This is a genomic window from Stenotrophomonas nitritireducens, from assembly GCF_050984405.1.
GTDB lineage: Bacteria > Pseudomonadota > Gammaproteobacteria > Xanthomonadales > Xanthomonadaceae > Stenotrophomonas > Stenotrophomonas nitritireducens_B.
In genome coordinates this window covers 2545736-2572531 of the sequence record NZ_CP158790.1, presented here as the reverse complement: position 1 = coordinate 2572531, position 26796 = coordinate 2545736, and the positions used below count along the sequence as shown (strand labels likewise).

Genomic DNA, 26796 nt, shown 5'->3' with positions numbered 1-26796 from the left:
ATGAATATTGATAGCTTTGTCTTAGCCATATCTAATCGCGCTCAAGGCCGATTTGCTTTCAACGAGGCCGAAGTTTCGCTCGACTCGATTGTGGATACGCCCGGAAACATCAGGCTCTCGCAACGCGTCTGCCGCCTTCGTCGCGAGGGTATGGAGTCAGGATGGCGCACTATTCTGATAGCGGAACTCGACTTCGTCGACGACGGGGTCCAAGCTGCATACGCTTGGGCGGCCGACGTCAGAGAACACATGGCTGAACCGGAAACCGCAGACCTGTATCTGTTTCTATTGATACGTGGCATTCCTGACGAAGAGGCCGCCCGGATCGAGACTGATGACAGTTTTTGTCGCAAGTTCGTATGGCGGACCAAGGAATCAGCCGTCGACATGCTCGATCGCACTTTCCTGGCCAGACCACTCAATGACGACTCTAGTGGCGATTTCTCCGACCCCCTTCAGACAGCGCTGGGTGCTGTCGCAACCGACCACCCATGGACACGAGCGCATCTTTCGGTATGGCGCGACCTATTAGTCTCGGGAAAGGCAGGAGCTGAACTCGCCCAGGCGCTCTCATCAACTCTTTCAACGAATCGCGAGAGGCAGCCATGACCACGCTCGCATCGGTTACGCTATCCAATGTCCGCCGTTTTGGCAAAGACGTAAAGGTCGACCTCAGTCCCGGAGCAACGGTGCTACTTGCCCCCAATGGGACTGGCAAGACTGCCTTCTTCGAAGCAATTGAGTTCGCACTGACTGGGATGGTTTCCAGACTAGGTAGCGATCTCACTCCTCTCATTCGTGATTCACAAGCACTTGCTGAAGTAAGACTTCAGTTCACTGATGTGGAGCGCGCAGTGACCTTAAGGCGAGGCGGTAAGCCGACGACGAACGGTGACTTGACAACGGTTTTCGGGGCAACGGAGGCGGAAGACATACCCTACTTGCTTCGTCTAACTCATCTGCTAGACCAGCGAGAGCGAGATTGGTTCGTGCAGGCTGACGAAAAAACTGCGGGCTCGCACCTCGCCCGTTTGCCTATTGGCCGCGATGGATCAGTTGCTAGCTCCGTTCTTACTGGAGCCAGACGTAGTGTCACCGAGTCTCTGAATCAGGCTTCTCTCAGCCTTAGCTCTTTAACCAGCTCGCTGAACGAATGGAACTCGTTTATTGAAGCCCGAGATGCGTCCATCGTCGAGATGCGACTCCCGCTGACACCACAATCCGACATCGCCGACGGCCTTCGCTCAATTTTGGAGTCAGTTGCAAGCATTACGCTCCCTGCATTCACCGGCATAACCTCGCTTGCTTCAGGTCAGGAAGTTCTCCTACAAGCAGTCAATGCCCGTATAGAAGCTGTCCAGCGCCGGGCTTCTGATGTAGCTGGTGCTTCTGGCCTGATGGAAACTTACACATCTGAACGTGAGAGAGTTTCGCGCCTTGAGGCAGATCGTGCCGCCGTCACCGAGAGTGCCAAGGAACCGCGACTGCTGATCGAGCGCTTATCGCAAGAGTTGACACAGTGCGGAGATCAGCTTGATGCCATAGGTAAAGTTCGCTCAGAACTAGACAGTTATGCCCAGCGGGCAATCGATGTTGCTCATGCCAAGGAGCAGCTTGATAGAAGTACAGCGCTGTTCTCTCAAGTAGCGAAGCAAGTTGAGCTTTTCGAGTCCGAATTGGCCGGCCTGCTGGCGCGACGCCAAGTAATGGAGCAGGCGGTTCAGGCTCATGAAAGTTTCAGATCGAGAGAGCGTTCAATCGCGCGTGCCGAGACTGAGCTTTCTGCAACGCAGGAACTAGTTGATAAGTGGCGTGAGTATAGCTCGTCTCTCGGCGGGCTCCATGGGAAGATTGAAGCTTCGCATCGAGAACTTGAGCAGTTAGGAAGGGCATATCAGGAGGCAGTCGCATTGCATGCAGCTTGCGACCGCGCCGCAGGTGATGCGAAGGGAAAGGTGAATGGCATCGCTTCCACGGTTGATGCAATGCGTAAGGCTGTATCTCTAGTTGCAGCAAATCTCGGAGCGGACCGGAACGACTGCCCCGTCTGTGGAGTTGATCACGGGGCTGGCGAGCTCCGCCGTCGTCTGCAGAACTCGCTGGAAGCCATTGATCCTAGCCTAGCGGCGGCGGAGCGCGAGCTTCATGATGCTCTCTCGCAACTTCGTGCCGCTGACAGCCAAGTAGCGAAGGCGAAGACGCAGGTTCAGGATGCGCGGAACGCTCTCGCACAGTACCAAGTGCAAGCTAGTGCACTTACGAGCGAGATCGATGCAATTCGATCGGATCCCCTTGTCTCCTCTGAGTCTTCTGCGAGCGCGCTAGCAGCTCTCAACGCCAAAGCCGAGCAGTTGCGCGTTGCACGCAGCACTCTAATGGTCGATTTCAATAGCTTAGATCCCGAGCCAAGCGCGGAAGATTTGCTGGCAACTAGATCTGCGTTTGAGCGAGGCGCCCAGAAGCTAGAAGAGATCAGGCGATCTTCCGTAGAAGTCAGGTCCGATTTGTCGCGATCGACGCAGCGCTATGCTTCGCTATCGGTAGATTTCTCGCAAGATAGATCAATTGAGCAGATCTCATCTGAGATCGTAAGTGCGGATCAGCGACGCTCTGCGATGGAGGATACCAAAGCGCGTCTATCTGCCGACATCGAGAGAGAGCGTGCGCGCCTTGCAGCTATCGAGCTCCAGGCTGTCAGAATTGAGCGCGACCTTGGAAGCGCTCGCTCGCGAATCGCTGAGATCCGCTCAACGTGGACTCAGCTTGAGCTGCCTGGTGAACCTTCGGCTGAGATCGGATCGGTCGTAGAACTTCAACTTAGCGCCGAGCGCGCCACACTTGAACGTCGGAGGACTCAACTTACCGAGTATGGAATTGAGATCGGAAGATGGCGGACAAGCGAGCAGAATCGCGTAGCGCAGAACATTATCGACTTGCGTCGAGGTGACAGGACCGAGGCTGATTTTTCACAACAGCTCCAGGAGACGATCTCTAAAGAGCGAGCAAGAATTGGCGATCTCTCCAAGCTCTCGACGGCACTCGATTCACTGTCGAGCGTGCTATCAGCGGAGATCGGCGACATACACGACAGGGTTGTTGCGATTGTTCCGAGATGGCAATCCCTTCTAAAGCGAATCGTAAGAGACCAGCGATTTGCGAGCACCGATCTAAATTTCTACAGCCATTACAAAAAGCAGCACGCTTCGGTACTGATCCCGCTTCATGGTGCAACCGTGGCTGCGCCAACTGTTGCAAGTGAAGCACAGATGACAGACTTGCAACTAACCTTCCTCTTATCTATGGCCCTTAGTCATCGGTGGTCGACTTGGCGTGGCTTATTGTTGGATGATCCCACGCAGCATCATGACCTCGTGCATGCGTCGTCCGTGTTCGATGTACTCCGCGATTACGTAATTGAGCATGGCTTCCAAGTTGTTATTGCGACGCACGATGCGCTCCAGGCGCGCTTCTTGATGCGCAAGCTTCAGAATGACGGCGTGGCCTCAAGGCTATGGACGCTTGTTCCGACCGCCGAGGGCGTCACAGCCGTTGCGGATGGTTCGCGGAAACGGGGCAGACCGACCGCTGGGTAGCCGTTTTGGTTGTCTTCTCGCCTTTTCTTCAGCGTTCACTCGCAGAGGGATTTGGGACTCTGTTGCCACTCCGTACCGGTGATAAATCTTCCTAATCACATCTTACGCCGTTGGCTCCCGACGGACGTAGATGATGTATACATCGTCTGTGCAGCTCAGGGGCGAGGACGCGAGCGACTGCCGAAGAAGTTCTCAATTCGACGAAGCACTTCCGACATTCTCAACGCAACCACCACGCCGCATCGTTCATCTTGCTCTAAGATAACTCCGACGACCTTCTGAGGTTGTATCGGACTACCAGAGTTAGACAGGCCTGCGAAAATCATTGGGCCTCCACTCAGTCCTCTGTGGCCAATAGTATTGTCTTCCATCCCGTCGTCAAACATAGAGCGTGCGCCGCGCAGCATCGCAACATGACTGCGCGAGGACATGCCGCGCTCTTCGAAGTAGCTAACAGGAACATCTTCCATGTCAGCATATTGAACTCTGACCGGGCTAAGCCGCTTGCGAGATAAATCTGTAGGTTTAATGCTCTTGTTCTTTGAGGTCGGGAATCCAATAATTGTCATCATTCTTTCCGAACTTTCGTCGGGCGCTTGATCCTCAATTTGGCTTGACGAGATAGCCGGGACCTTGCACGCCTCCTCTTCCGTCAATTCGTGTAAGGCCAAGTCAATGGGATCTTCTTCACGCCCCAACTCACCTGCTTCAGAAACGTACCATTCGCCTTGCACTTGCACCAATCGCTCTTGGCTTGTCGTGGCAAAAGCTAGCGTTCTATCGTCAGAATAATGATCGATAACATGTGCCGCTGTGATTAAGAATTTTCGGTTATGGTGTTCGATAGAGAAGCAGGTTCCAATGTGAACCGGCGATCCCCCAATTTCAAATCTATAGATCGGAAAAATTGCGTGCGCAAAATTATTCAGAGAGTTTCGCGTCATGTAATTTATTAGCTCTTTAGATTCCATGCAGCAAGTGTCCTCCCGGTTTTAATTGAGCTGTAAAATCTAAGCCAATTTAGTAATTGGCGTCAGTAAGATTAATTTGACTGGCGCTTGTTATCGCGCGGGTTTGAGCTGCCCTCTTCGTTGAGGAATTTGATCAAATTTGAGATAGAAACGACCTTGGTCGTGTACACCTCGGCCCAGTCATCGGCGACCTTCTGACGCAGGCTAACAAGACCGACCATGCACCCTTTTGCTTCGTCATAGACACTTGCTCCACTATCACCCGGCTTCAAAAATGCGGTTATCGCGGTGCTGCTCGCCCTATCTTGATACATCACCATCTCATCAGGTGAGCCGTAGCTGCGTAGGAGAGTCGCAATGCCTTGCTCATTACGAAGCCCGACTCGAACTGGCTGCCCCGCCTGAAGTGCATCCTCGCACAGTGCGAGTGGAGCGCCACGCCAGACTGGATTCGTTCCACCTCCATCGATGTCCAGTACCGAGGCATCAATGTAGGCTGGGTTTTCCGCATTTCGAAGAGTCGCCTGGTACCTTTCTCCCCTCCAAACGACCTCAACCTGGACGTGCTCCCGGTCCCTAACATTGAGGAAGAAGTGCGATGCAGTGACAACCGTATTGGCGTCCAGCCACGAACCTGTACCAGCCGGCTCTCCATCGACGCGGATCGCAACGGTTCGGTCTGGATTGAAAGCGGCCTCAGTTGGATCTGACGCTTGAACAACTCCGGACGCACCTGCAACTGCGAGGAATGCAACTACATTTAAGAAAACGCCATTATAGCGAGCATGCATTCTCTGCGCTCTCCGGTGGTGTGATCGTGATTTTGGGCAGCATAGCCCAAAGGGATGACAATTACATCGGCGATTGCCAACTCGGCATGTGGTCCACCTCTGATGCGATTAGCAAGCCTTGCTGCGGACCACGCACACCATCGAGGACGTCGACATAAAGGCGCGGGACGTACACACCCAGCCCTGTGCACTGACCCGGGAGCGGAATGGATGGCAACAGCACCAGTTTGGAGATCGAACGAGTTTGCACCACCCGCACAACCGATCAGCGGCTATCCGGTCACCGGCCAAAGCGTTTTATACCGTCCGAGATGAGTTTGTCTGAGAGATCCCGCCGAGCATCCATGCCAACGACCGATGCCTAATCGATGCTTGTGCTTTGGGTCGGAAGCCCACCCGCCCTACCCTCGATAAACATCCCTAACCACTGGATATTCACCCTCCTTCGTTGGCACCTAGTCTGGGTGCCACACCAGCAGGGCTTAGAAAAAGCAATCTCTTTCTAACTTTCTCTTTCGCAGGCACTCCCTCAGCGCCACGATTCCTTCTTTGTGCAGTTGGGACACTCTGCCTTTGGTTACCCCCATCTCCCGTGCGATTTCCTGGAACTGCTTCTGATGGATATAGTGAGCAACGAGTATTTCGCGACGGCGCACCGGAATGTCCAGGAGCGATTCCTGCAGCAACGAATTCCAGCTTCCTGAGTCGTACCGATCAGCATATATATCTTCGCAATGCCCATCCAGCATCAGACCCAAGCCCAGTCCAACGACACTATCGACAAAGGCGGTCAGCTCATCGCCTTTGTCGTCATGCAGAGATTCCATTCGTTCCACCGGCACGCGATGCTTGCTATCTATCGCGTCCGCGCGAAGGAACACCCTCATTCCATTGAAGACTGCGCCACGCACCCTTGGTTTGGCATATTTGATGAACTCGATGCCATATTCCGGGTCGTATCTCATCATCGCTTCGAGCAGACCGAGCTGCGCGTTCTGGACATGGTCGGCCCACTCCATCATGCGCAACGTGGTACGCAGCACGACCAATCGCGCTACAGATCGTGCCCAAGGGCAGTAGCGCAGAAACAGGAAGTCTCGCGCCTCCGTATCGGACAGATGCGCGTATCTGCGCCAGAGCTCCTTCTCGATGGAATCCATTCGTGATGAGTGTCAGGTCCAGAAGCTGCCCAACAAGGTTCGCGATACCAGAACCCAGCCATCGATGAGGATGAAGAGCAGTATCTTCAGCGGCAGGCTGATCGTGGTCGGCGGCAACATGATCATGCCCAGCGCCATCAGGATGGCCGCGACGACCAGGTCGATCAGCAGGAACGGCAGAAAGATCACGAAGCCGATCTGGAAGGCGGTCTTCAGTTCGCTCAACAGGAATGCCGCCGCCAGGTGGGTGAAGCGGATGTCCTGCATGGTTTTGGGGGGCTCGACCCGCGCCATCTCCAGCACCGCCAGCAGGTCCGACTCCCGCGTCTGCCGCACCATGAAGCCGCGGATGGGATCCCCTGCCCGCTCCAAGGCAGTGCTCGCGCTCACCTGTTCGCTCAGATAGGGGGTGATGGCTTCGGTGTAGACCTGGTCCGCTACCGGCCCCATCGAGAACAGGGTCAGGAACATCGCCAAGGTGACCAGAACGCTGTTGGGCGGGGTCTGCGGAATGCCCAGCGCATGCCGCAACAACGCCAGCACCACGATGATGCGGGTAAAAGACGTCATGCCGATCAAGGCAATCGGAATGAACGACAGGAAGCTGAGCGCAAGGAAGGTCCGCAGCGCGGGAGCGAGGTCGTGTCTTATGGCTTCGCCCGCGGCATCGACGGCCGGGGCAGCTGCGTGGACATCGCCAACGACCAGGAGGCCCAGCAGCAACATGCCTGCCGCCAGCTTATCGACCATCCTGGTCGCCATGGGCGCCTCCAGCCTGGGACCCACCTTCCGTTGCGAGCGGGGCCATGGCGACCCCATTGGGAGTTTCCACCACCAACATGGAATACCCATCGCGGGTCAGCGTATGCGCAACGGCCCTGCGGCTGATGCGTTGGCTGTGAACGTTCCAGCGCGAGGCCACCTTGCTGCCGGGCGTCCCGTTCGTCCATGCGCCCAACCACCCTTTGCGGCGCAACTGCAGCAGGACCATGAACGCCATCGCGAGCAGGCCCAAAGCAATGAACCCGGCCCACAGGACGTCACTCGCGCCGACTGCCGGATCTGACCGGTATGGAATCGCACTGGAAATCATCGTCACGGTCAAACCAATTCCGTGATGCGGACGCCCAGCTTGTCTTCGACCGCTACCAGCTCGCCACGGGCGACCGGGCGACCGTTGAGCAGCAACGTCACCTCCGCCTCGACTCCCTGGTCCAGCGTGACCAGATCCTTGCCCTGCAGCCGGAACAGTTCATCGATGGTCATTTCGGCGCTGCCGATCTCCGCGACCAGGGACACCTTCACATGTCCCAGCAGGCTCAGGTCCTTGTCGGTAATTGCCACTTCTTTGTTCATAAAAGATCCAAAAGTATTGCTGCGAAACAGGAAAGACCGGTGCCGGCACTCAGTCCAGCATGATGGTCCGTCGTGCGCGGTCGGGAACGATGCGGCCGGTGCGCAGGCACCCTGACGGAGTCGACAGCATCACGCCCGGCTGCCGCGACACCTCCGTGAGCAACACCTCCCCTGTGCGCAGCTGCAGCGAATCCAGTAGTTCGATGCTGCCCAATTCGATCGTGGCACCCACGCGCACCCGCGTCGGAATCACCGCGGTGCGTCGCTCGACCAGGCGGGGTCTGGGCACGACGGCTTGGTCGTGCGGCAAGCGGGCCGCGCACCAGATGTCGTTCACTGCGACCTGGAAATCGCCGGGAAGATGGGATATCCGCCAGGCGAGCCCTCCCCTTCGTGGCTCGAACGCTTCCAACCGGTCCGGCAGGAGATCGCCCGTACCGGGCAGTTCAGCGCTTCCCCACAAGCAGGCCTGCAACGCTGCCAAGCAGCGCTTTCCGACCTCTCCCACCAGATCCAGGCCATGACCGGGGACCGCGCCAAGATCCAGTGCGCTGGCCGCCAATGATCTTCCAGCGTCCGCTTCAGCGCTTATCCACATGGCCGCGCCGTCCGGGGCCGAGAAGCACCAGTTCTGCCGGCCCCCGATGCGCTCCATAGCCGCTGCGTCAACCGGCGATATAACCGCTTGCCGCCACTTGTGGCCACCCCATTCCCCGGCCCAGGCCTGTAGTCGCTCGCTCAGTTGAACCTGCAAGCTGGTGGCCCTGCTGGCGCCCTGCCAATGAATCCGCTTCATTCGCTCAACCACCACGGGTGCTGTTGTACAGCTGTTCGATCATCTCATTGCTCACCGTCATTACTCGGGAGCTGGCCTGATAGCCGCGCTGGATGATCAACATGTCAGCGAACTCCTGGGTCAGGTCGATATTCGACATCTCCAGAGCTCCCCCCATTACCTTGCCAAATCCGGCGCTCACGGCGTAGCCGAGTGATCTCCGCTGGGCATCGGCATTGGAGATCAGGCGGCCACCATTGAGGTCCAGCGTACTTTCACTTGCGAAGCTGGCCAGTGCCAGCCGTTGGCCTTCCCGCTTCTCACGGGAGCCGTAGGAAAACCGCAATGTACCCTTCTCATCGAACGAAATTTCAGTGATGCCCAGCACCGATCGTCCGTCGGCCACGGTGCCGGCCACTGTATTGCTCAGGCCAGCCAGACTCGTCGTCCCCTGGAAGGTGCCGGGAGTACCGAAGGACAGTTCCACCGACTGATTGACGCCGTCAAACTGAAGCGACAGAGGAATCGAGCCATATCCAGCCTCCAGTGCACCTGACACGCTGAAACGCAGTTCGCCGCCGCCCACTTCTGCTCCCTTTTCATCGGTCACCTTGACCAGGAAGCTGTTCGGAGTCACATCCTTGTTGTTGGTGAAAGTCACTTTCAACGCATGGCTCTTACCTGCCGCATCATAGAGAGTGAGGCCTTCCACCTTGTGCGTAGCCTCGGCCGGAGCCAGATTGCCGCTGAAGGTAATCTTCGTCGACGGCTCGGCGGGCAACGTGCGATAGGCCTCCAGCGAGATGGGAAGCAGGTTTCCAGATGCATCCAGAGCCATGACCTGGAAGCGGCTGACGCTGTCGATGAGGGTTCCATCGTCATCGAACATGAACTGGCCCGCCCGCGTGTAGTGCAACTGGCCGGAGCTGTCGCGCAGGACGAAGAATCCCGTGCCATCTACTGCCACATCCGTAGGATTTCCGGTTTGGCGCACATCCCCCGGATTTGTGCGCAGACCTTCGCCCGCGATGCGCGTACCATGCTGCCGCCCTACATTTTGAAAGAACGAATCGCGGCCGCGGAAACCCGGGGTATTCATGTTTGCGACGTTGTTGCTGACCGTATCCAGGCTGCGTGAAAAGCCGAATAGTCCCGAGAGACTGTTGAACAATGCTTGGAACATGGGCCACTCCTATGGCTTGACCAGGCTTACCTGGGGTAGACGAACTCCGGTCAGGACGCCGGCGGCGGTATTGATGGTCAGTTCCGGCCCCGTATTGGTGAACTGCACGGCGGCAACGGTGCCGGCAATGTTTCCGCCTGTAACCTGCACGACATCCACGGCACGGCTCAGCAGTGCCAAAGCCTGACTGGACGATTCCATTGTCAACATGCCCTCCATGTTGATGCCGAGCTGACGCGACTGCTCGAGATTGCTGAACTGTGCCAACTGAGCCAGGAACTCGCGGTTGTCCACCGGCTCCAGGGGATCCTGGAACTGCAACTGCGAAAGGAACAACTTGATGAAGCCTTCTTGGTCGATGGTGTTGCGTGCTTGCAAACTGGCGCTGCCGTTGTTCACAACGGCACCAATTGAGTCGATGGCCATCAGCCCTCTCCCGGTTGAGTGGACGGTCGCCGCCAGATCTCGCTGCCATTGACCACGATGCGCCACACGGGCCGGGCGGGACCGTAAAACGCGATAATGTCGCTGATGATCGAAGCCGATGAAGCGTCATCGATCCGGTAGTCGCGCAACCAGACGGTAGCTTGGCCGTCGGCATTCTCTACGCGACGCTGGATGCGTTCGAGCCATGCCCCCAGCACCGGTGCGGCTTCCTCCGTGGATACGATGGTCGATCCACGCCCCGCATGCTCGATGCGGGCAGCAGTTCCCACCATGATTGGCGCTGGTGCGACAAGAGCTTCGATCAATGTCTGTGCTGCGCTATACGGGGGTGTGGCTTCAAGCATGCCAGGCGCCACGACTTCGGATCTGCCAACCCCACTTCTACCCGTGCTGACTACGGGTTCCTGCCCTCCCCTGGCTCCTCCATATGCCATTTGTCCGAGCTGCGACATCGCAGGCTGGGCAACCAACCGCCACGGATACAGCACGCCCTCCGGCAAGGCATCCGGTTCTTCTTCCACCCCGGCAATCATGAGCATGTCCGGCATCGCCGGAGAAGCTCCGGGATCCCCCGTTCCCATAATTGGCTCTGGGTCGGTTAAAAGCTCTGCGACATTTCGTCCTGCGGCCCCCACCTCGATCGTGGGGGAAATGCCAGCATCCGCCGGAGGCTCTATGGCGCCCAGTGCCAACACGTTTCCAAAATCCCCCACGCCCTTGGTCCCTTGGACATCGCTTCGCATTGTCCTTGGCGGAACAACGGCAGCCGGGTCAACGATCTGCATGCAACCTCCGTGATAACCACATATCAGCCACGTTGTCCGCCACCTTCCGCTCGAACGCTAGAGCTGCCTCATGCCTGCAACGATCGCCACGTCGCTGCACAACCTCAAGATCGCGGGTGGCTCGTAACAGCCGCGCAGCCTGGGTCGAGTGCCTGGCACTGGCGTCGCGCGCGGCATCATCCGCAGCCTTCGCCGCCGCAGACAAACTCCCCTCTGCCAGCAATACCTGCTCGTAAAGGCCCAACCATCCATCCGTGCCGATTACGGCGGATTTCCATTCAGTTGCCGCGCCCAGCCGGTCGGTGGCATGTCGCAGTTCGATCTCACTCCTGCGCAAGGCTCCAGCGGTCTGCTCAAGCACCAGTTCTTCACGTTGCTCAGCCATCCTGCGCATGCGGACCAACGAGTCGAGTTTGGATTGCCGACGCTTATGCATTGCCTGCACCTGCGGCTATGGCGGTCGCAAGCTTCTGCAATGCCATGACACGTGGAACCGCGATCCCGGGAGCTTGTCGAAGCACGTCGGACAGATCCGCATGCGCCTGGATGGCGGCGTCGAGCGAGGCATTGCTTCCCTTCTGGTATGCGCCGAGCTCGATCATGTCGCGGGCGCCGTCGTACTGTGCCAGTATCCGGCGCGCTTCCAGCGCACATGCCAGCTCCTCCGGCGAGGCGAGCGCGTTCAGCAGGCGGCTGGCGCTCTGCAGGACGTCTATGGCGGGCAGATGCCCGCGCTGCGCCAGTTCGCGGCTCAGCACGATATGACCATCAAGGACCGCGCGCATATGGTCCGCGATCGGTTCGTTCATATCGTCGCCCTCCACAAGCACGCTGTAGATGGCCGTGATTTCTCCCTTTCCGTGACGTCCGCAACGCTCGGCGATACGGGGCAGCCAGCTGAAGACGGAAGGGGTATACCCGCGGAATGTCGGGGGTTCGCCGATAGCCAGGCCGATCTCACGCTGCGCCATCGCAAAACGCGTGATCGAGTCGACCACCAGCAACACGGACTTGCCTTGGTCGCGGAAATACTCGGCTATCGCGTGCGAGGCATGTACGGCATGCGTTCTCACCAATGCCGGCTGGTCTGCCGTAGCGGCCATGACCACCGCACGTCGCAATCCCTCTTCTCCCAGCGAGTCACGGATGAAATCCCCTACCTCGCGCCCACGCTCTCCCACCAGGCACAGCACAATGGCATCGGCCTGAACGTGACGTGCCAGCATGCCCAGCAAGGTGCTTTTTCCCACACCGCTGCCGGCGAACACGCCCATACGCTGGCCACGGCCAAGCGTCAGCAGGCAGTCGATGGCCGCCACGCCGGTTTCAAGCACCTCGTCGATCCCCTGGCGATGCATCGGATTGATCGGGGCGGCGTGCAGCGGATAGCGGCCGGGCAGCGCAAGAGGGCCCCTGCCGTCCAGCGGGCGGCTGAACGCATCCACCACGCGCCCCAGCAGGGCATCGCCTACCGGTACGTCGAGCGGCCGGCCGGTGGCGCGGATCATGCTTCGGCCGGAAATGCCGCCCACGTCGCCATACGGCATCAGCAGCACATGCTCCTTGCTGAAACCAACCACCTCGCCCGGCACGATGGAACGTCCGTCGCCGGGCATGATTTCGCACAGTTCGCCGATGTTCGCATCGGGCCCCTGCGCTTCGATGACCAGGCCATTGAAAGCGACCACGTGACCCTGACGGCGGTACATCTCCGTCCGCGCGATGGCCGATTGAAGGCGGGCCTGCAGGTTCATGCCGTCCCTTCGGCGGAACGGTGTTCCGACAGGCCGGCCAACAGTGCCGTACGCAGCATGTCCAGGCGTACGTCGAGACCGGTGTCATAGCTGCCAAGCCGTGTGCGCAGACGGCATTGTCCCGGCAGCAGGCGACCATCCACCTCGAAGGATATGTCCTCGTGGCCATCGAGCATCGCCGCGTCCTGTCTCGATACCAGGACGGTCTCCACCGCCGCGTCCACTTCCAGCATCGCATGGCGTACCAGGGCGGGAATCAGCGTGCCAGCGGCATACCCCTCGCCCATCAGGCGAGCGACTGCGCCGTAGGCGACTTCCACCGCGAGCTCTTCGGCTCTTGCCGCTTCCGCCCGGATGTTTTCCTCAAGGTTGACGACCAGCGACTCGAAAGTCTTGCGGGCCTGTTCGTACTGCGCCTGGACCCGGTTCAATTCGAGCTCGCGCTCCTGTTGCCATGCAGCCGCCTGCGCCTGCGCCGTCCTCTGCGCCTGCGCCAGTCCTTCGGCCTGCCCTTTCTGGAACCCCCGCTCCACCGCCGCCCTGTAGTCGGCCTCCCGCCGCGCAGCGTCCTCTGCCGCCTGGTCGCGTCCGGCCTCCATGACGGGAGCGGCAGGTGCCGCCCATAGTGGCGCTGCCGTGATGGCACCGGCATCAATGCGGCGCATGTTCACCCCGCCCCTTCAATTCGCCAAGCAGGGCCCGCGCGGCTACGCGCGTGGCCTCGCGCAACTGCGGCGGCATCGGGCCGCGGGCAGCGAGTGCCGCCTGCAGTTCACGCTGAAGATTGGCCGGCATCATGGCCAGCTGGAAATCATCGCTCCCCATGCCCTCGGCCTGCAGCACGCAGGCCAATGCCGTCGGCTCCAGATGATCAGACAGCGCCATCGTCTCCTCGGCGGCTGCGCCTGTGGCATCGGCTACCGGGGTGGGCGCCAGCACCGCCATTGCCATGGCACGACCATTCCAGCCGCGCCGCACTACTTCATCCATCACGGGCGACAGTTGGCCGCGCATGGCAGCGCCCAGACCCGCAAGCACGCGGGCGCGCACCCGGGGGTGCATGGCCGCCAGCACGATGGCTGCACGACGGACCGCTTCGGCATCCATCAATGCCTCTCCTCCCGCAGCCAGGCCTGCACCTGCAATGCCGCGCGCTCGCTTTCGTCCCGGGTCAGCAACAAAGGCCTGGCCCGGCGGCGCCACATCAGCATCACGCCGGCGACCATACCCAGCAGGAATCCAGCCAATACCCAGAGCAGGCCATTGCGCGTTGGCAGCGATGGCGCGACGGCGGCTTTCGCAGGCGTCATTCCTGCCGCGGCGGAAGGCGCCTCCACCGCTGTCGCAGGCACTTCGGCTGCATTGCCCATCTCGATGCTGTCGCCCCGCGAGGCATCCAGCCCCGCCGCCACCGACACCAGGCGCATGAGCCGCTCGCGCTCGTCAGCTGCAACCCCGTTGGGTAGAACCACGGCCACCGAAATGCGCTCGATCGCGCCAGCTGCACGCGTCACCTCCTCGCGCTCGGTGCCATGGGCGTACTCGATCTGCTCATTGATCAATGCCGCTTCGCCGGCGCCTTCCGCTGGCCGCCCTCCACTGCTGCTGCGGCGCACGACGATGCCCTGCGTCGTGCCCGGCAGCGCCACGGGCCTTTCAAGCGTCCGGTGTACCTTGTCGAAGTTCAGGCGCACGTCGACCGAGACGGAAGCGCGCTGCCCGTGCAGGGCTTCGGAAAGCAGCTGTTCGACCCGGCCCTGGATGCGCGCGGACATGTCCACAGCCGCATCGGCACCATCACCCGCTGATCCAGCCTCGCCCTCGCCTGCGCCAGCAAGCTGGAGACCGGCCGGCCCCACCACCACCACGGAGGCCGGCGACAGCCCTTCCACCGCCGACGCGACCAGGTTGCGGATCCCGGCCACCTGGCGCTTCGCCAGCTGCATGCCGGGCTGCAGGGCCAGGGCTACCGAGGCCTTGGAACTGGCCTCCTCGCCGAGAAACGAACCTGCGCGCCGGATGGACAGGTGCACGCGCACGTTCTGCACGCCGGGAATGCTGGCGATGGTTCTTTCCAGTTCTCCCTGCAGCGCACGCTGGTAGTTGATGCGCTGCGCGAATTCGGTCACCCCGAATTCATTGTCGTCGAACAGTTCGTAGCCGACATGCCCCCCTTTGGGAATGCCGGCGGACACTAGCCGCATGCGTGTATCAAGCATCTTCTGGCCGTCCACCAGGATGCCTGTGCCGTTCTCCGAAAGGCTGTACGGGACCTTCCATTCCCCGAGCGTGGCAGCGATCTCGGCGGCATCCGCCTCCGAGAGGTTGCCAAACAGCAGTTCCTGCCTTGGCGAAAAGACCAGCCACAGCGCCAGTGCCGTTGCCAGCGCGAGCAGCGCCACGCCAACGCTCAAGCCAATACGGGCATTACGGCTCATCGACGCGAACGTAGCCTTGATGGAATTCAGCGCGGACATGGTCAGAGCTGCATCCGCGACAGTTCCTGGTACGCCTCGACGAGGCGATTGCGCACCTCCGCCAGCAGCATCAGCCGCATCCGCGCCTCCTCGAGCGAAATCATCACGTCATGGGTGGCGATCTCCTGCCCCGCAGCTGCCGCACGCACGGTCTGGTCGGCGCCTCTCAATGCCTCGTCGACGCCCTTGAGACCAAGCCCGACCGCGGAGGAAAAGTCCGCATGCGCAATCCGCGTCGATGCCTGCACCTCCGCTGCGCCCAGGCCCGCGCCCAGCGCGCCGATTGTTTCAATGCCCATCACTTTGTCCCGATCTCCATGGCCTTCAGTTCCATGCCACGCAAGGTGTTGAACGACCTGACGTTGGCCTCGTAGCCGCGGCTGGCGGAAAGCAGGGTCGTCATCTCCTGGACCATGTCCACGGCCGGGTAATGCACCTTGCCTTCGGCATCGGCCATCGGATGGCCCGGATCCAGCACCGACCGCGTCGCGGCCTGCAGCGGCTGCCCTTGCGGCCCCAGCACACTCGAGAAGCTCGCCGCCGCCGTTCCCAGGGAGCGCGGATCGAGGGGCTGGTTGGCCAGGGCGACATTGCGGCTGGCCGCGTCCATGCGGGTCCGTTCGTTCTGCATGCCCGCCCTGCTGGCCTCCAGGATCGCATCAATGCTCATGCGCCATTCCTCCCGGTGATCGCCAGCCGCATCAGTCCGAAGTGACGCCCCAACGACTCGCTGAGCACCTGGTACTGCAGACCCGCAGCCACGGAATCAGCGACCAGTTCGTCCAGTCCAGGCCGTTCGGAGCCGGCACGTTCGCTTATCAGGGACGATCCCGAGTCACGCACGGCGGCCAGCGCCTGCTGGCCTGCGGCCCCGTCTGGGCCGGCAGCCAGGGCCAGCGCGGATGCTGCGGCGCTCTGGTCGAGCACGAAGAACGACGCCCCTGCCACGGAAGCATTGACGATGTTCCATCCGGCAACCTCCGCGCGCGTCCGGCTCATATCCAGCGCCGTGCGGACGGCGTCGACTGTCAGATCACTAGACATCACTCTCCCCTTATTGAATGAGCAGCTCGCCATCCAGCGCGCCAGCTGCCTTGATCGACTGAAGTACCGCGATGACGTCACGTGTCGTCAGCTTGATGGTCCGCAGCGCCGATACCAGCTCCGCCACGGTCGTGCCCTCGGCCACCGACACCACGGGAGCCACGCCCTCCTGCACATCGATGCGGCTTTCCGGTACCAGGACGCTGCGTACGTCGCTGCCCGGCCGCACCAGGAATCCATCCGGCTGCGAAACGCTGTAACGGGTGTTGACCTCCACGCGCAGGTCCCCGTGGGTGATGCTCACGCTCCCGATGCGGATGCCACCGCCGGCGACGACGGTGCCGGTGCGTTCGTTGACGACCACCCGCGAACGGCGCTCGCGGGCAAGGCGGATGTTCTCTATCCGGGCAATGCGCGCGACCAGGCCCGGGTCCTGCGCGTCGAACCTCACCGTCACCTTGCCTGCGTGCTCGGCGGTGGCTTCGGCATCCGGCAGGGCGTCGCGGATGGCCTGTGTCATGCGCTGGGCCAGGGTGAAGTCCGGCTCGTTGAGAAGAATGCTCAGCGACTGTCCGTCGCCCACCACGCCCAGGGGCGAGCTGCGTTCGACGGTGGCTCCGGCCGGAACCCAGCCGACGGTCGGGTGGTTCTTCTGCACGGACGCGGTGATGGCCTCGAACTGATAGCCGCCCACCGAAACCGCCCCCTGTGCGATCGCGTAGATCTGTCCATCCGGGCCACTGAGCGGCACCAGCATCAAGGTGCCGCCCACCAGGCTGCGGGCATCGCCGGACGAAGCGACCTGCACGTCCAGTTGCTGGCCCGGCTCGGCGAACGCCGGCAGCTTCGCCGTCACCAGGACGGCCGCCACGTTGCGGCTGGACAGATCGCCCAGGTCGACGTTGACGCCGAAGTTGCGCAGCGTATTGGATATGGACTGCAGCGTTGCCCGGTTGCGGGTCGAATCGCCGGAGCCGGACAGACCGAATACGAGCCCATAGCCGGTCAGCGGGTTGTCGCGTACGCCGGCGATGCGGGCGATGTCCTTGACCCGGACGTCACTGGCTTCGTTGGCACGCGACAAGCCAGGCAGCAATGCCGCCAGCAGAAGAAGGAACATCCTCACAGCAACCTCAGCCATTTCAGTGCGCGGTAGATAATGCTGGTGCGCTGGGACTCGCTCACCACGCCGGAACCGCTGAACTCGACGCGCGCGTTGGCGATGCGATGCGACCACAGGCTGTTGTCGGCCCGTATGTCTTCCGGGCGGACCAGCCCGCTGAGCGTGATCCGCTGGTCCTCGCCGTTGATGATCAGGGACTGCGCCCCCTCCACCGCCAGCGTGCCGTCCTGCAGCACCTCCAGCACGCGCACGGACAGCTGCGTGCGCAGCTCGCCGGCGCGCGAGGTCTCCGCTCCGCCGGCGCTGGCTCCCCCCAGGCTGCCTGTAGCGCTGCCCTGGTATCCGGGGGTGGACGCGGAGGCGCCAAGGCGCAGATCGGATCTTGCATCGGTATTGGCGCTGGACCGTGCCCGCGCGGCCTCCAGCACGTTGACCGTCAGGATGTCGCCGACACGATAGGCACGCCGGTCGGCGGCAATGCCACGATAGGTCTCGGGGTTGATCAGGCTTTCCTGCGCGTGGCAGCTCCCTGCCCCGCCGGCCAGGGACGCGCCCAGCAACGCCGCGATGAGCAGCTCAGTTTTCAATCGTCACCTCGTTGCGGCCCGTCACCGCCGCCCTGATCCATTGCGTGGCCCCCTGCGGCAGCACCCTCACGCTTTCGCCCACGGCACCGTCATCCCGGGCCAGCGCGGCGATACTCAGCGCGAGCCCCGCCCGGCGTACCTGCAGGGCGACCCGGGTATTGCGGGCGACGGCCGGCATCGGCCCAAGGTCGCGCGCCAATACGGGCTGGCCCGCGCGCACATCGCGCAGCAGGCGGTAGCCTCGCGGTACCGGCGCAAGGACATCCGCGGCGACGACCTCCTCGCCACCTTCAGCCGCGATATCGACGCGCCGGGTGACAGTCCGCAGATCGTCGCCGGCCTCCCCGCTGCGGTAGTCGTGCGCATAGACATGGACGTCGCGCCAGGCGCGCGTGGTGAACCACACCATGCGTGTCTGTGCGATTGCGCCATCGACCCGGAGGGTCACCGGCATCCCGACCCTGCTGCGCGGCCAGGCGCCGTCTACGTCGCCCGCCTCGATGCCGAGTTCCCCGTCCGCGACGACCGCCGATGCCATCGGCGTACCGGACGGGATGAACTGCCACTCCGCGGGGATGCCCTCGGCCCGCGACTGCAGGCGTGCCTGCGCGACCTCGATCAGGCGCCCGGCGGGCACATGCGTCTCCGCCACCGACAGCGATGGCAGCAGTGCGAGCAGCATCAGCCATGCATTCCGCATCAAGCGCATCAGCGGCGCAGGTTGTTGATGGTTTCAAGCACCTGGTCGGATGCCTGGAGCACGCGCGCGTTGAGCTGGTAGGCGCGCTGTGCAAGCACCAGCCCCGTCATTTCATCGATCATGTCCACGTTCGCGGCCTCCAGATAATGCTGCTGGAGCCGCCCGCTGCCGCCCTCGCCGGCGACGGCCAGCACCGCTCCACCGCTGCGCGGGCCAGCGCGGTACAGGTTGTCGCCCGTCGATTCCAGCCCTTCCGTGGTGGTGAAGAGCGCCAATTCGATGTTGCCAAGCACGGTGCGCTCCTCGCTACCTTCGAGCAGTGCGCTCAGTTCGCCGGAGGCGGAAACGAGGATGTCGCTCGCACCCTGCGGCACCTGCAGCCCGGCGCTCAGGCGCATGCCGTTGACGGCGGCAAGATACCCCTGGTCGTCCAGGTGGAACCGGCCGGAGCGGGTGTAGAAGCGGTTGCCATTGGCGTCCTCCAGTTCGAAGAAGCCATTGCCATCGATGGCCAGATCCAGCGGGCCGCGCGTTGGCTGCATGGCGCCGCTGGCGAACTCCTGCGATACCGACGCCACCCGCGTGCCGCCCCCATGGGAGACCGCCGTCAGCTGCGCGTCGCCCGACATCGGCGAGGACGCGACTTCAGCGAAATTGACGCGGCCACGCTTGAAGCCCGGCGTCTGCATGTTGGCCACGTTGTTGGAGATGACGTCGATCTGCTCCTGCTGGCTGCGCAGGCCGGTGGACGAGATATAGAGTGCGTCGATCATGGTCAAACGTCCTTAGTTGTCGCCGATTCGGTTGATGCCCACGTCCAGCGTGCGGTCGTAGATGGACACCACGCGCTGGACGGACTCCGCGTGACGGGTCAGTTCGATCAACTGCAATGTCTGTGCGGCCGCGTCCACGTTGGATTGCTCGGTGGCGCCCTGCTGCACCCGGCCGGACCAGTTCTCCAGTGCACCGTCATGGCGATAGCCGCCCTCGACGGCCTGCAGCCGACCGGCGTCGACGGCCACGATCGTCAGTTGCGCCAAGCGCTGGTCGCCAGACCACACCACGCCCTGTTCGTCCACCCGGACTCCCTCGTCAGGCAGCGGCAACGGCCCGGCGTCGGTCATCACCCGGTCGCCGCCGCGCGTTGCCAGATAGCCCCCGGCATCGCGAACGAAACTGCCGGCGCGGGTCAGCAGGGGCTGGCCGCCGCGATCGACCACGAAGAAGCCTTCGCCACGCAGGGCCAGATCCAGGGGCCGCCCGGTCGACCTGAGCGGCCCGTCGCCCAGGACGACCGGGCGGGAAAGCCCCGCGCTGGCGCTGAAATCCGCAATCGCACGCACGCCCTGGTAGCCCGGCGTGTTGATGTTGGCCACGTTGTGGCTGACCGCATTGATTCCCTGGATGTCCGCGTTCAATGCCCGGGACAAGGCCTGGATCGTGTCGCTCATCGCGTATTCCTCAACTGGTGATCCCGACGGCGGCGAACGAGCGCACCACCGTATTGGACGGAACTTCGTTCAGGCCGACCACCGCCACATGCGGCAACGACCGCTGGATCAGCCCCCGCAATGGCCGCCGCAGCGCGGCCGGACACAGCAGGACAGGATTGAGGCTGCGCCCCATCATGGCCTCGGACTGGCGCGCCAGTTGCTTGATGAAGGCATCCAGCTGGGCCATGTCGGAAAACAATGCGCCGCGCCCCTCGGCATTGCGCTGCGCCCCCATCAAGGTCCGTTCCACGTCAGGCGCCAATGTCAGGACGTTCAGGTCGCCCTTCGGATCGTTGAAGCGCTGGCAGATGCCGGGCCCCAGGCGTTCGCGTGCCTTCTCGGCCAGTTCCTCGGGGGCCTTGACCGCACGCCCCGCGTCCACCAGCACCTCGACGATGGCCTCCAGGTTGCGCACGCTCACCTGTTCGCGCAGCAGCAGCTGCAGCGTCTTCTGGACATCGGAATAGCTGAGGACATTGGGCACCAACTCTTCCACCATCGGACCGCAGCGCTCCTTCAGGCGCAGCAGCATGCGCTCGGTCTCGGCACGGGTCAGCAGCTCCGGCGCCTGCCGCTTGATCACCTCGTTCAGATGCGTGATCAGCACGGTATCCGGCTCCACGAGCGTGTAGCCCGCGCTGCGCGCCTGCGTCCGCTGCGCAGGATCGATCCACTGCGCGGGCAGGCCATAGGCGGGGTCGCGCGTGTCGACGCCCTCCAGCTGCGCGCGCGCCCCGCCCGGGTTGATCGCCAGGATCCGGTCCGGAATCAGGTTGCCCCGTCCGGCACGGCAGCCATGTATCCACAGCTCGTAGTCGTGCGGTCCAAGCTCGGACCGGATGCAGGTCTGGATCCGCGGCACGATGAACCCCAGGTCGGCGGCGACCTGGGTACGCATGTGGTCGATGCGCTCCTGCAGGTCGCCCAAGGGGCCGAGCAGCAACTGATGCACCAAACCGCCCATGCGGATCTCGATGGGCTCTATCCGCAATGCCTGCTGCAGGGCCTCCTGCGGAGAGCCCGCCGCCGCGCCCACTTCTTCCTGCATGGCGGCGTCACCATCGGCTTCCTGTGTCGCAGCCTGGCGGAATGCGTACCACGCCAGCGCGAGCACCCCGGCCAGAACGACCAGCACCGGGAGCTTCGGGAAGTCCGGGAGCACCAGGATCACCAGCAATGCGAACGCCACCACCAGCAGTGCACGCGGACTTGAAAGAACCTGGCGCGGAATCTCGGTGCCGAGCCTGGCATCGGCCGCCGCGCGGGTGATGATGATGCCCGTGGCCACCGCGATCACCAGCGACGGGATCTGGGTAACGATGCCATCGCCCACCGTGAGCAGGGTGAAGCGCTGCACCGCTTCGGTCCAGGGCATGCCCATCTGGGCGATGCCGATGGCCAGGCCGCCGACGATATTGATCAGGATGATGACGATGCCGGCGATGGCATCGCCCTTGACGAACTTGGTGGCGCCGTCCATCGCGCCATAGAAGTTGGCTTCCTTCTCGATCATGGCGCGCCGGCGGCGGGCTTCGTGCTCGTCGATCAACCCCATGTTCATGTCGGCATCGATGCTCATCTGCTTGCCGGGCATGCTGTCCAGCGTGAACCGCGCTGCGACCTCGGCCACGCGCTGGGCACCGTTGGTCACCACCACGTACTGGACCACGACCAGGATCAGGAACACCACGATGCCCACCACGTAGTTCCCGCCGATCACGAACGAGCCGATGGCACCGATCACCCTGCCGGCATCCGCCCCTTCCAGGATCAGCCTGGTCGCCGAAACATTGAGCGCCAGCCGGAACATCGTCGCGATCAGCAACAGCGTCGGGAAAGTGGAGAAGTTCAGTGGCGATTCGGTGAAGAACGTCACCAGCAGGATCAACAGCGCCAGGCTGATGTTGATCACCAGCAGGAAGTCCAGCAGCGGCGAAGGCACCGGTACGAACAGCGCCATCAGGATGCCGACGATCAGCATGACGAGCGCCAGGTCGCGCTTGCCCGACCACAACAGGGACAGCATCGACCTCATGCAGCGCCCCCCATCGCATAGAGCCGGCGATAGATCGGACCTAGCTGTCCGTACAGGGACTCGGGCACCGGTGCGTCGATCTCGCACAACCGATACAGCGCACGCGCCAGCGGCGGCGCCGGAATCACCGCCACCCCCTTGCGCAGGGCGACGCTGCGTACCCTCGCGGCAAGAAAGCCCCGGCCTTTCGCCAGAACGATGGGCGCTCGCATGGTCCTGGGCCGGTACTGGAGTGCCACGGCGTAGTGCGTAGGGTTGGTCAGCACCACGTCCGCCTCGCCGATGCGCCGGATGGCCCGGCCCTTCTTGAGCAGTTCGCGGATGCTGCGTTTCTGCCGCGCCTTGACCTCGGGATCGCCGTCACGCTGCTTGCTCTCGTCCTTGAGCTCGCGGCGGCTCATGCGCAGCTGGCTCATGTGGTTGCGGCGTACAAACAGCAGGTCGGCCACCGCAACAAGCGCCAGTATGCCGATCACGTACAGCGACACCTTCCAGACCATGCCCAGCAGCAGTTCGGGCAGGCGGGACGACGGCGTGCCGGCGACGCGCTGGACGAACTCCGGCGCAAGGCCGACCGCCGTCCAGCACAGGGCAGCCAACAGGCCGAGTTTGGCCAGCAGCTTGCCCAGCTCCCACAGGCCGCGCATCGAGAATACGCGCTTGGCCGCGTTGCCCGGATGCATGCGTTTGAAGTCGGGCTTGATCGGATGCGCCGAAAAAACGGGACCGGTCTGCAGCACATTGGCCGCGATGGCCACCACCACCATCGCCAGCACCAAGGGGATCAGCTGCGGACCGAGCTTGCCGAGCAGTTGCCCAAGCCACGCGGCAAAGCCGGAACCCATATGGGGCCGCGCGCCTGCCATCGCGATCATCTGGCGCATCTGCGCGGCCATCGACGTGGCCACGCCCGCAGAGAGCGCCACGAACGTCAGCACGAACACCAGCAGGCTCGCTACGCCCACCAGATCCGTGCTCCTGGCTACCTGCCCCTGCCGCCGCGCCTGTTCCAGCCTGTGCTGGGTCGGCTTCTCGGTCTTGTCCTGGTCGCCCTGCGCCATCAGGGACCTCCCAGTACGGAAGGAACCTGCCCCGCTGCCTGGGTGAACAACCGTCCCGCAAGCATCGGCAGATAGGTCAAGGTCAGTGCCAGCAGCCCCATGGCTACGGCGATCTTTAACGGCAGCGCCAGGAAATACATGTTGGCCTGGGGCATGGACCGCGATGCGTAGCCCACGCCCAGGTCCACGCAGAACAGGCCAACGACAACCGGCGCCACCAGCATCAACCCGGCAACGAAGCCTGTTCCGAGCATCCGGAGGAAGGCGTCGGCGCTCAAGCGCACGCCTCCACCGCCAAGCGGAAGCCAGTGGATGCTGGCCGTCATGGCACGGAACAACAGCAGGTGCAGATCAAGCGCGAAGAACAACACCGTCATCGCCAGCATCAGCGCGTGACCCAGCAGCGATTCCGGCCCGGTATCGGCGGATGGATTGAACAGCGTGGCCGCTCCCAGGCCAGCCTGCATGTCCACCAGCCAGCCAGCCCCATGCAGCGCCGCCTTCGGCAGAAGGAAAGCAAAGCCGAAAACGGCCCCCACCAGCAGTTCGCCCAGCACCGCCAGCAACAGCCATCCAGCGCCACCCGGGAGGGCGCCCTGCCCCGGCAGGGCGAACACGGTCAGCCAGGCCAGCGCCAGCATGACGACGATGCGTACCGTCATCGGTGCCCATGCCAGCGGCGAGAACGCGGGCAGCACCGTTACCGGCAGGTAGCGCAGGCCGGCCAGCGCAAACAGGATCAGGAAGGATTGAAGCGCTTCCATCGCTCACAGGCCCGCGGCGAAGGAGAACAGGCGCTTGGCCAGTTCCACGGTGGTGGCGATCATCCAGCCCCCCAGCACCAGGCAGATCGCGCCGACGGCGATCAGCTTGGGAATGAAGGTGAGCGTCATCTCCTGCACCTGCGTGGCGACCTGGACCACCGAGATGATCAATCCAATCAGCAGCGTGGCGACCAGCACCGGCGCCGACACCTTGGCCGCCGCGATGAGCGTATCGGCCAGCAACTGCATCGCGATATCAGCGTCCATGCCAGAGCGCTTCAGCGTGACGAAGAGCGTGCCGTGACAAGAGACCGCAGCCGCCGCGCCAGCAGCGCCGGGTCCTGTTCATCGATGCCCGGCAATGCGTTGCGCGCCATCAACTCGGCGAACAGCGCAGTGGACTCGGTTTCCCTGCCGTTCTCCTGCAGCCACAATGTTCTTGCGTAGCGGCCGCTGATGGTGCCTGGATCCAGTTTCAGCGCACGTGTCATGCTCGCTTCGCCTTCCGCTGTACGGCCCGTCAACAGTGCGACGATGGCGATGCCGCCATGCGATTCGGCGAAGTTCCGGTCCAGCGCAAGCGCGCTGCGATAGCTGGTTTCCGCCGCCACGACGTCTCCGCACAACAGCTGTGCCCACGCCAAGGCATGCCAGGTTCCGATGTGGTCGGGCATGCAGGCTACGGCCCGCGCCAGTGTCTGTCCGGCATGCTGCAACTCGCCCTGCAGCATCTGTACTTGCCCCGATCCTGACAGCGCTCGTCCGGAATTCGGGAAGCGTGACAGTGCGCGGCTGAAATATTCCTGGGCGCGAACTGGTTGCCGATTGGCCAATGCCAACGATCCGGCAGTGATCAGAGCTTCGTGCTGGTCCGGGTCGACCGCCAGGCAAGCAGCGGCATTGGCCTGCGCTCCTGCATCATCGCCGGCATCCAGAAGGCCGAGCGCCCTCAGGCCGAGAGCCTCCGGGTGCGACGGAATCACGTCAAGCACCTTCCCGAGCCACTGATCAGCCAAGGCCATGTTGCCCGCCATCAGTTCGATGCGGGCGTGGAGGATCTGGACCGCGGGCTCGCCAGGATGCCTGGCGTCTACATCGCAGAGAACGGCGCGGGCTTCGTCCAGGCGCCTTTGGCACAACAATGCGAAAGCAAGATCGTGTCCTGTGGCCAGGCTGTCATGGCCGCCCTCCCGCAATCGCACCAGGCGTTCTTCAGCCGCGCCATAGCGTCCTGCCGCCAGATCCACCTGCGCCAGAAGGAACTGGACTCGAGGACTCGATTGCGAGGACGGCGGCAGTCCATGCAACACCCGTACCGCTTCCGAATGATCGCCCGCACGCAGGTGCAACTCAACCAGATCCGCCGCCAACTCAACGTTCGATGGGTCTACGGCCAAGTACTGCGTCAATCGATCTATCGACAACATGGCACTTCCATGAGCGCTGCTCACGCTTGATGCGCAGCAGCCAGGCAACAATCCATGATCCCCATCGAACTACGCGTCGCTGGAAACGCCTCCGCGCCATGAGCGCGTCTGCATCCCTTGCGTATCTCGTTGTGCATCCCCTTTGAAAATTTAAACCAAGCGACGACCATGCTGTCAATAGCCGGAGATCGCTATTTCAGCGATGCCAGCATGGAAACGAACTCATCATCGCCGACATCGCCTCGTGCAGCCAACGCCTCTTCCACCCCCTCCAAGAGCGGACGCCACTCGGGGTGTTCACGCAACTCGGGGCCGAACTCCCACACCAGTACCGCGCGGATGAACCTCATGCGCGCCTGCCGTACAGCCGTCGGATCCTCGACATCCACCTCGCGGGCCAGTCCTGCCAGTTGCCTGCGCAACACAGCCAGGGCAGGCCCCCCACGGTGAGCTACCTCACCCTTGCTCACGGAGTCGATCCTGGCCGTCGTGGCAACCATGCCTGTTCTTGAAGTGACGTCCTGCCGGATCGCGGAGATCAGCGCAGCCGTCGAAGTCAGGCGATTGAGTTCCACAAAGCCCCCCTCAGTTGTAACGACTGTAGTTGGACAACAGCATGGGAGCCACTGCCAAGCTGGCCACGCCCTCGCTCTCCTGCATTCCCTGCGGGGCTAAAGCTCCGGTTCCGGCCTCGTCGATCAGCCGCCGCATGTCCTGCGCCAATGCAGGAATCGCCTGGGGCAGCCCCAGGCCCCGCTGCAGCGAAGCCAATGCATCGGCCGGCCGCTCCTCGGCCAACGCGCACAGCCCTTCCGCATAGCAGGCAATGGCCGGATCATCCGAGCGGACCTGTCGAAATTCATGAGCCGCCGCGGCAGCGTCCCCCTTCACCAGCATCAACTGCCCAAGCTGGAAGTGCGCCATCGCGAACTCCGGCGCCAACTCCACGGCACGCTTGAAACCCTGCTCGGCCCGATCCATCAGGCCGGTCTGGGCATGCTGTGCCGCGAGCAGATAGTACGCCAGGGGGTTCCCGGGGCTGCGGCCAGTCAACACTTTCAACAGCACCACCGCATCGGCATCACGCGCACCGTTGATCGCATCAAGCGACAGATGGAGCAGTTCATCATCGTCCAGCGCTTCGTATTCCATCGTGCCCATCCCAATGAGGTAACACCCGCAACACCGCGGGCGCATCAACAGGGAATCCCCTGAAGCTGGCCGCAGTTTAGCCCAGGCATCCCGGCCGGCTGGCTTTAGTGTCCTCCAT

General features: G+C 62.4%; 32 protein-coding genes. 2 read left to right on the top strand and 30 right to left on the bottom strand.

Annotated features, from left to right (window positions below):
* Positions 1–609 (top strand): ABC-three component system middle component 1, encoded by a 609-nt coding sequence (locus tag ABTV91_RS11390; RefSeq protein ID WP_433851549.1) that lies wholly within the window; start codon positions 1–3, stop codon positions 607–609.
* On the top strand, positions 606–3593 hold the full coding sequence (locus tag ABTV91_RS11385) for an AAA family ATPase (protein ID WP_433851548.1): 2988 nt from the start codon (positions 606–608) through the stop codon (positions 3591–3593). The genes ABTV91_RS11390 and ABTV91_RS11385 overlap by 4 nt, the downstream gene beginning before the upstream one ends.
* Before the next feature lie 155 nt (positions 3594–3748).
* On the opposite strand, the gene ABTV91_RS11380 is transcribed toward ABTV91_RS11385, so the two are convergent.
* The 30 genes from ABTV91_RS11380 to ABTV91_RS11235 all read right to left on the bottom strand — a co-directional run bounded on the left by ABTV91_RS11380 (position 3749) and on the right by ABTV91_RS11235 (position 26678).
* Complete coding sequence (locus ABTV91_RS11380; RefSeq protein ID WP_433851547.1) at positions 3749–4564, bottom strand: hypothetical protein; 816 nt, start codon at positions 4562–4564, stop codon at positions 3749–3751.
* Between the two features lie 71 nt (positions 4565–4635).
* The gene (locus tag ABTV91_RS11375) at positions 4636–5355 is read right to left on the bottom strand and encodes a hypothetical protein (RefSeq protein ID WP_433851546.1); all 720 of its coding nucleotides are present in this window, start codon (positions 5353–5355) and stop codon (positions 4636–4638) included.
* A gap of 482 nt (positions 5356–5837) precedes the next feature.
* A complete protein-coding gene (locus ABTV91_RS11370) occupies positions 5838–6515 on the bottom strand; it encodes a sigma-70 family RNA polymerase sigma factor (RefSeq protein WP_433851545.1) in 678 nt (225 codons plus the stop codon).
* A gap of 12 nt (positions 6516–6527) precedes the next feature.
* Entirely contained in the window at positions 6528–7277 is a 750-nt protein-coding gene (gene fliP, locus ABTV91_RS11365; RefSeq protein WP_433851544.1) for a flagellar type III secretion system pore protein FliP, read from the bottom strand.
* Positions 7255–7614 carry a hypothetical protein gene (locus ABTV91_RS11360; RefSeq protein ID WP_433851543.1) on the bottom strand — a complete coding sequence of 120 codons (360 nt, stop codon included), beginning with the start codon at positions 7612–7614 and terminating at the stop codon, positions 7255–7257. The genes fliP and ABTV91_RS11360 overlap by 23 nt, the downstream gene beginning before the upstream one ends.
* Before the next feature lie 2 nt (positions 7615–7616).
* Positions 7617–7871 (bottom strand): FliM/FliN family flagellar motor switch protein, encoded by a 255-nt coding sequence (locus tag ABTV91_RS11355; RefSeq protein ID WP_433851542.1) that lies wholly within the window; start codon positions 7869–7871, stop codon positions 7617–7619.
* Between the two features lie 49 nt (positions 7872–7920).
* Positions 7921–8526 carry a hypothetical protein gene (locus tag ABTV91_RS11350; protein ID WP_433851541.1) on the bottom strand — a complete coding sequence of 202 codons (606 nt, stop codon included), beginning with the start codon at positions 8524–8526 and terminating at the stop codon, positions 7921–7923.
* 145 nt (positions 8527–8671) lie between these two features.
* Positions 8672–9829, bottom strand: a complete 1158-nt coding sequence (gene flgF / locus ABTV91_RS11345; protein WP_433851540.1) for a flagellar basal-body rod protein FlgF — start codon at positions 9827–9829, stop codon at positions 8672–8674.
* A gap of 9 nt (positions 9830–9838) precedes the next feature.
* Positions 9839–10255, bottom strand: coding sequence for a flagellar hook assembly protein FlgD (locus ABTV91_RS11340; protein ID WP_433851539.1), 417 nt, complete (start codon positions 10253–10255; stop codon positions 9839–9841).
* Positions 10255–11061: a hypothetical protein gene (locus ABTV91_RS11335; protein ID WP_433851538.1), complete on the bottom strand. Its 807-nt coding sequence runs from the start codon at positions 11059–11061 to the stop codon at positions 10255–10257. Before ABTV91_RS11335 ends, ABTV91_RS11340 begins: the two co-directional genes overlap by 1 nt.
* Positions 11048–11446 (bottom strand): hypothetical protein, encoded by a 399-nt coding sequence (locus ABTV91_RS11330; RefSeq protein WP_433851537.1) that lies wholly within the window; start codon positions 11444–11446, stop codon positions 11048–11050. The genes ABTV91_RS11335 and ABTV91_RS11330 overlap by 14 nt, the downstream gene beginning before the upstream one ends.
* A gap of 43 nt (positions 11447–11489) precedes the next feature.
* Positions 11490–12815: a FliI/YscN family ATPase gene (locus ABTV91_RS11325; protein WP_433851536.1), complete on the bottom strand. Its 1326-nt coding sequence runs from the start codon at positions 12813–12815 to the stop codon at positions 11490–11492.
* Entirely contained in the window at positions 12812–13480 is a 669-nt protein-coding gene (locus ABTV91_RS11320; RefSeq protein WP_433851535.1) for a hypothetical protein, read from the bottom strand. Before ABTV91_RS11320 ends, ABTV91_RS11325 begins: the two co-directional genes overlap by 4 nt.
* Positions 13467–13922, bottom strand: coding sequence for a hypothetical protein (locus ABTV91_RS11315; protein WP_433851534.1), 456 nt, complete (start codon positions 13920–13922; stop codon positions 13467–13469). The genes ABTV91_RS11320 and ABTV91_RS11315 overlap by 14 nt, the downstream gene beginning before the upstream one ends.
* A complete protein-coding gene (gene fliF, locus ABTV91_RS11310; protein ID WP_433851533.1) occupies positions 13922–15292 on the bottom strand; it encodes a flagellar basal-body MS-ring/collar protein FliF in 1371 nt (456 codons plus the stop codon). The genes ABTV91_RS11315 and fliF overlap by 1 nt, the downstream gene beginning before the upstream one ends.
* Before the next feature lie 2 nt (positions 15293–15294).
* A complete protein-coding gene (fliE, locus tag ABTV91_RS11305; protein WP_433851532.1) occupies positions 15295–15591 on the bottom strand; it encodes a flagellar hook-basal body complex protein FliE in 297 nt (98 codons plus the stop codon).
* Positions 15591–15962 carry a flagellar basal body rod protein FlgC gene (locus ABTV91_RS11300; protein WP_433851531.1) on the bottom strand — a complete coding sequence of 124 codons (372 nt, stop codon included), beginning with the start codon at positions 15960–15962 and terminating at the stop codon, positions 15591–15593. The genes fliE and ABTV91_RS11300 overlap by 1 nt, the downstream gene beginning before the upstream one ends.
* Entirely contained in the window at positions 15959–16336 is a 378-nt protein-coding gene (locus ABTV91_RS11295) for a hypothetical protein (protein ID WP_433851530.1), read from the bottom strand. The genes ABTV91_RS11300 and ABTV91_RS11295 overlap by 4 nt, the downstream gene beginning before the upstream one ends.
* 10 nt (positions 16337–16346) lie before the next feature.
* Positions 16347–17456: a flagellar basal body P-ring protein FlgI gene (locus ABTV91_RS11290; protein ID WP_433851529.1), complete on the bottom strand. Its 1110-nt coding sequence runs from the start codon at positions 17454–17456 to the stop codon at positions 16347–16349.
* Between the two features lie 2 nt (positions 17457–17458).
* Positions 17459–18046, bottom strand: a complete 588-nt coding sequence (locus ABTV91_RS11285) for a flagellar basal body L-ring protein FlgH (protein WP_433851528.1) — start codon at positions 18044–18046, stop codon at positions 17459–17461.
* Positions 18036–18728: a flagellar basal body P-ring formation chaperone FlgA gene (gene flgA, locus ABTV91_RS11280; protein WP_433851527.1), complete on the bottom strand. Its 693-nt coding sequence runs from the start codon at positions 18726–18728 to the stop codon at positions 18036–18038. The genes ABTV91_RS11285 and flgA overlap by 11 nt, the downstream gene beginning before the upstream one ends.
* Before the next feature lie 26 nt (positions 18729–18754).
* Positions 18755–19519: a flagellar hook-basal body protein gene (locus ABTV91_RS11275; RefSeq protein WP_433851526.1), complete on the bottom strand. Its 765-nt coding sequence runs from the start codon at positions 19517–19519 to the stop codon at positions 18755–18757.
* Positions 19520–19531: 12 nt separating this feature from the next.
* Complete coding sequence (locus ABTV91_RS11270; protein ID WP_433851525.1) at positions 19532–20197, bottom strand: flagellar hook-basal body complex protein; 666 nt, start codon at positions 20195–20197, stop codon at positions 19532–19534.
* A 10-nt stretch (positions 20198–20207) separates the two neighbouring features.
* A complete protein-coding gene (locus ABTV91_RS11265; protein WP_433851524.1) occupies positions 20208–22265 on the bottom strand; it encodes a flagellar biosynthesis protein FlhA in 2058 nt (685 codons plus the stop codon).
* Between the two features lie 5 nt (positions 22266–22270).
* Positions 22271–23335 (bottom strand): EscU/YscU/HrcU family type III secretion system export apparatus switch protein, encoded by a 1065-nt coding sequence (locus ABTV91_RS11260; RefSeq protein ID WP_433851523.1) that lies wholly within the window; start codon positions 23333–23335, stop codon positions 22271–22273.
* Complete coding sequence (locus ABTV91_RS11255) at positions 23335–24099, bottom strand: flagellar biosynthetic protein FliR (protein ID WP_433851522.1); 765 nt, start codon at positions 24097–24099, stop codon at positions 23335–23337. The genes ABTV91_RS11260 and ABTV91_RS11255 overlap by 1 nt, the downstream gene beginning before the upstream one ends.
* A gap of 3 nt (positions 24100–24102) precedes the next feature.
* Positions 24103–24366 carry a flagellar biosynthetic protein FliQ gene (locus ABTV91_RS11250; protein WP_433851521.1) on the bottom strand — a complete coding sequence of 88 codons (264 nt, stop codon included), beginning with the start codon at positions 24364–24366 and terminating at the stop codon, positions 24103–24105.
* Between the two features lie 11 nt (positions 24367–24377).
* A complete protein-coding gene (locus tag ABTV91_RS11245; protein WP_433851520.1) occupies positions 24378–25526 on the bottom strand; it encodes a tetratricopeptide repeat protein in 1149 nt (382 codons plus the stop codon).
* A 191-nt stretch (positions 25527–25717) separates the two neighbouring features.
* The gene (locus ABTV91_RS11240) at positions 25718–26101 is read right to left on the bottom strand and encodes a hypothetical protein (RefSeq protein WP_433851519.1); all 384 of its coding nucleotides are present in this window, start codon (positions 26099–26101) and stop codon (positions 25718–25720) included.
* Positions 26102–26111: 10 nt separating this feature from the next.
* The gene (locus tag ABTV91_RS11235; protein ID WP_433851518.1) at positions 26112–26678 is read right to left on the bottom strand and encodes a hypothetical protein; all 567 of its coding nucleotides are present in this window, start codon (positions 26676–26678) and stop codon (positions 26112–26114) included.
* Between the last annotated feature and the right edge of the window lie 118 nt (positions 26679–26796).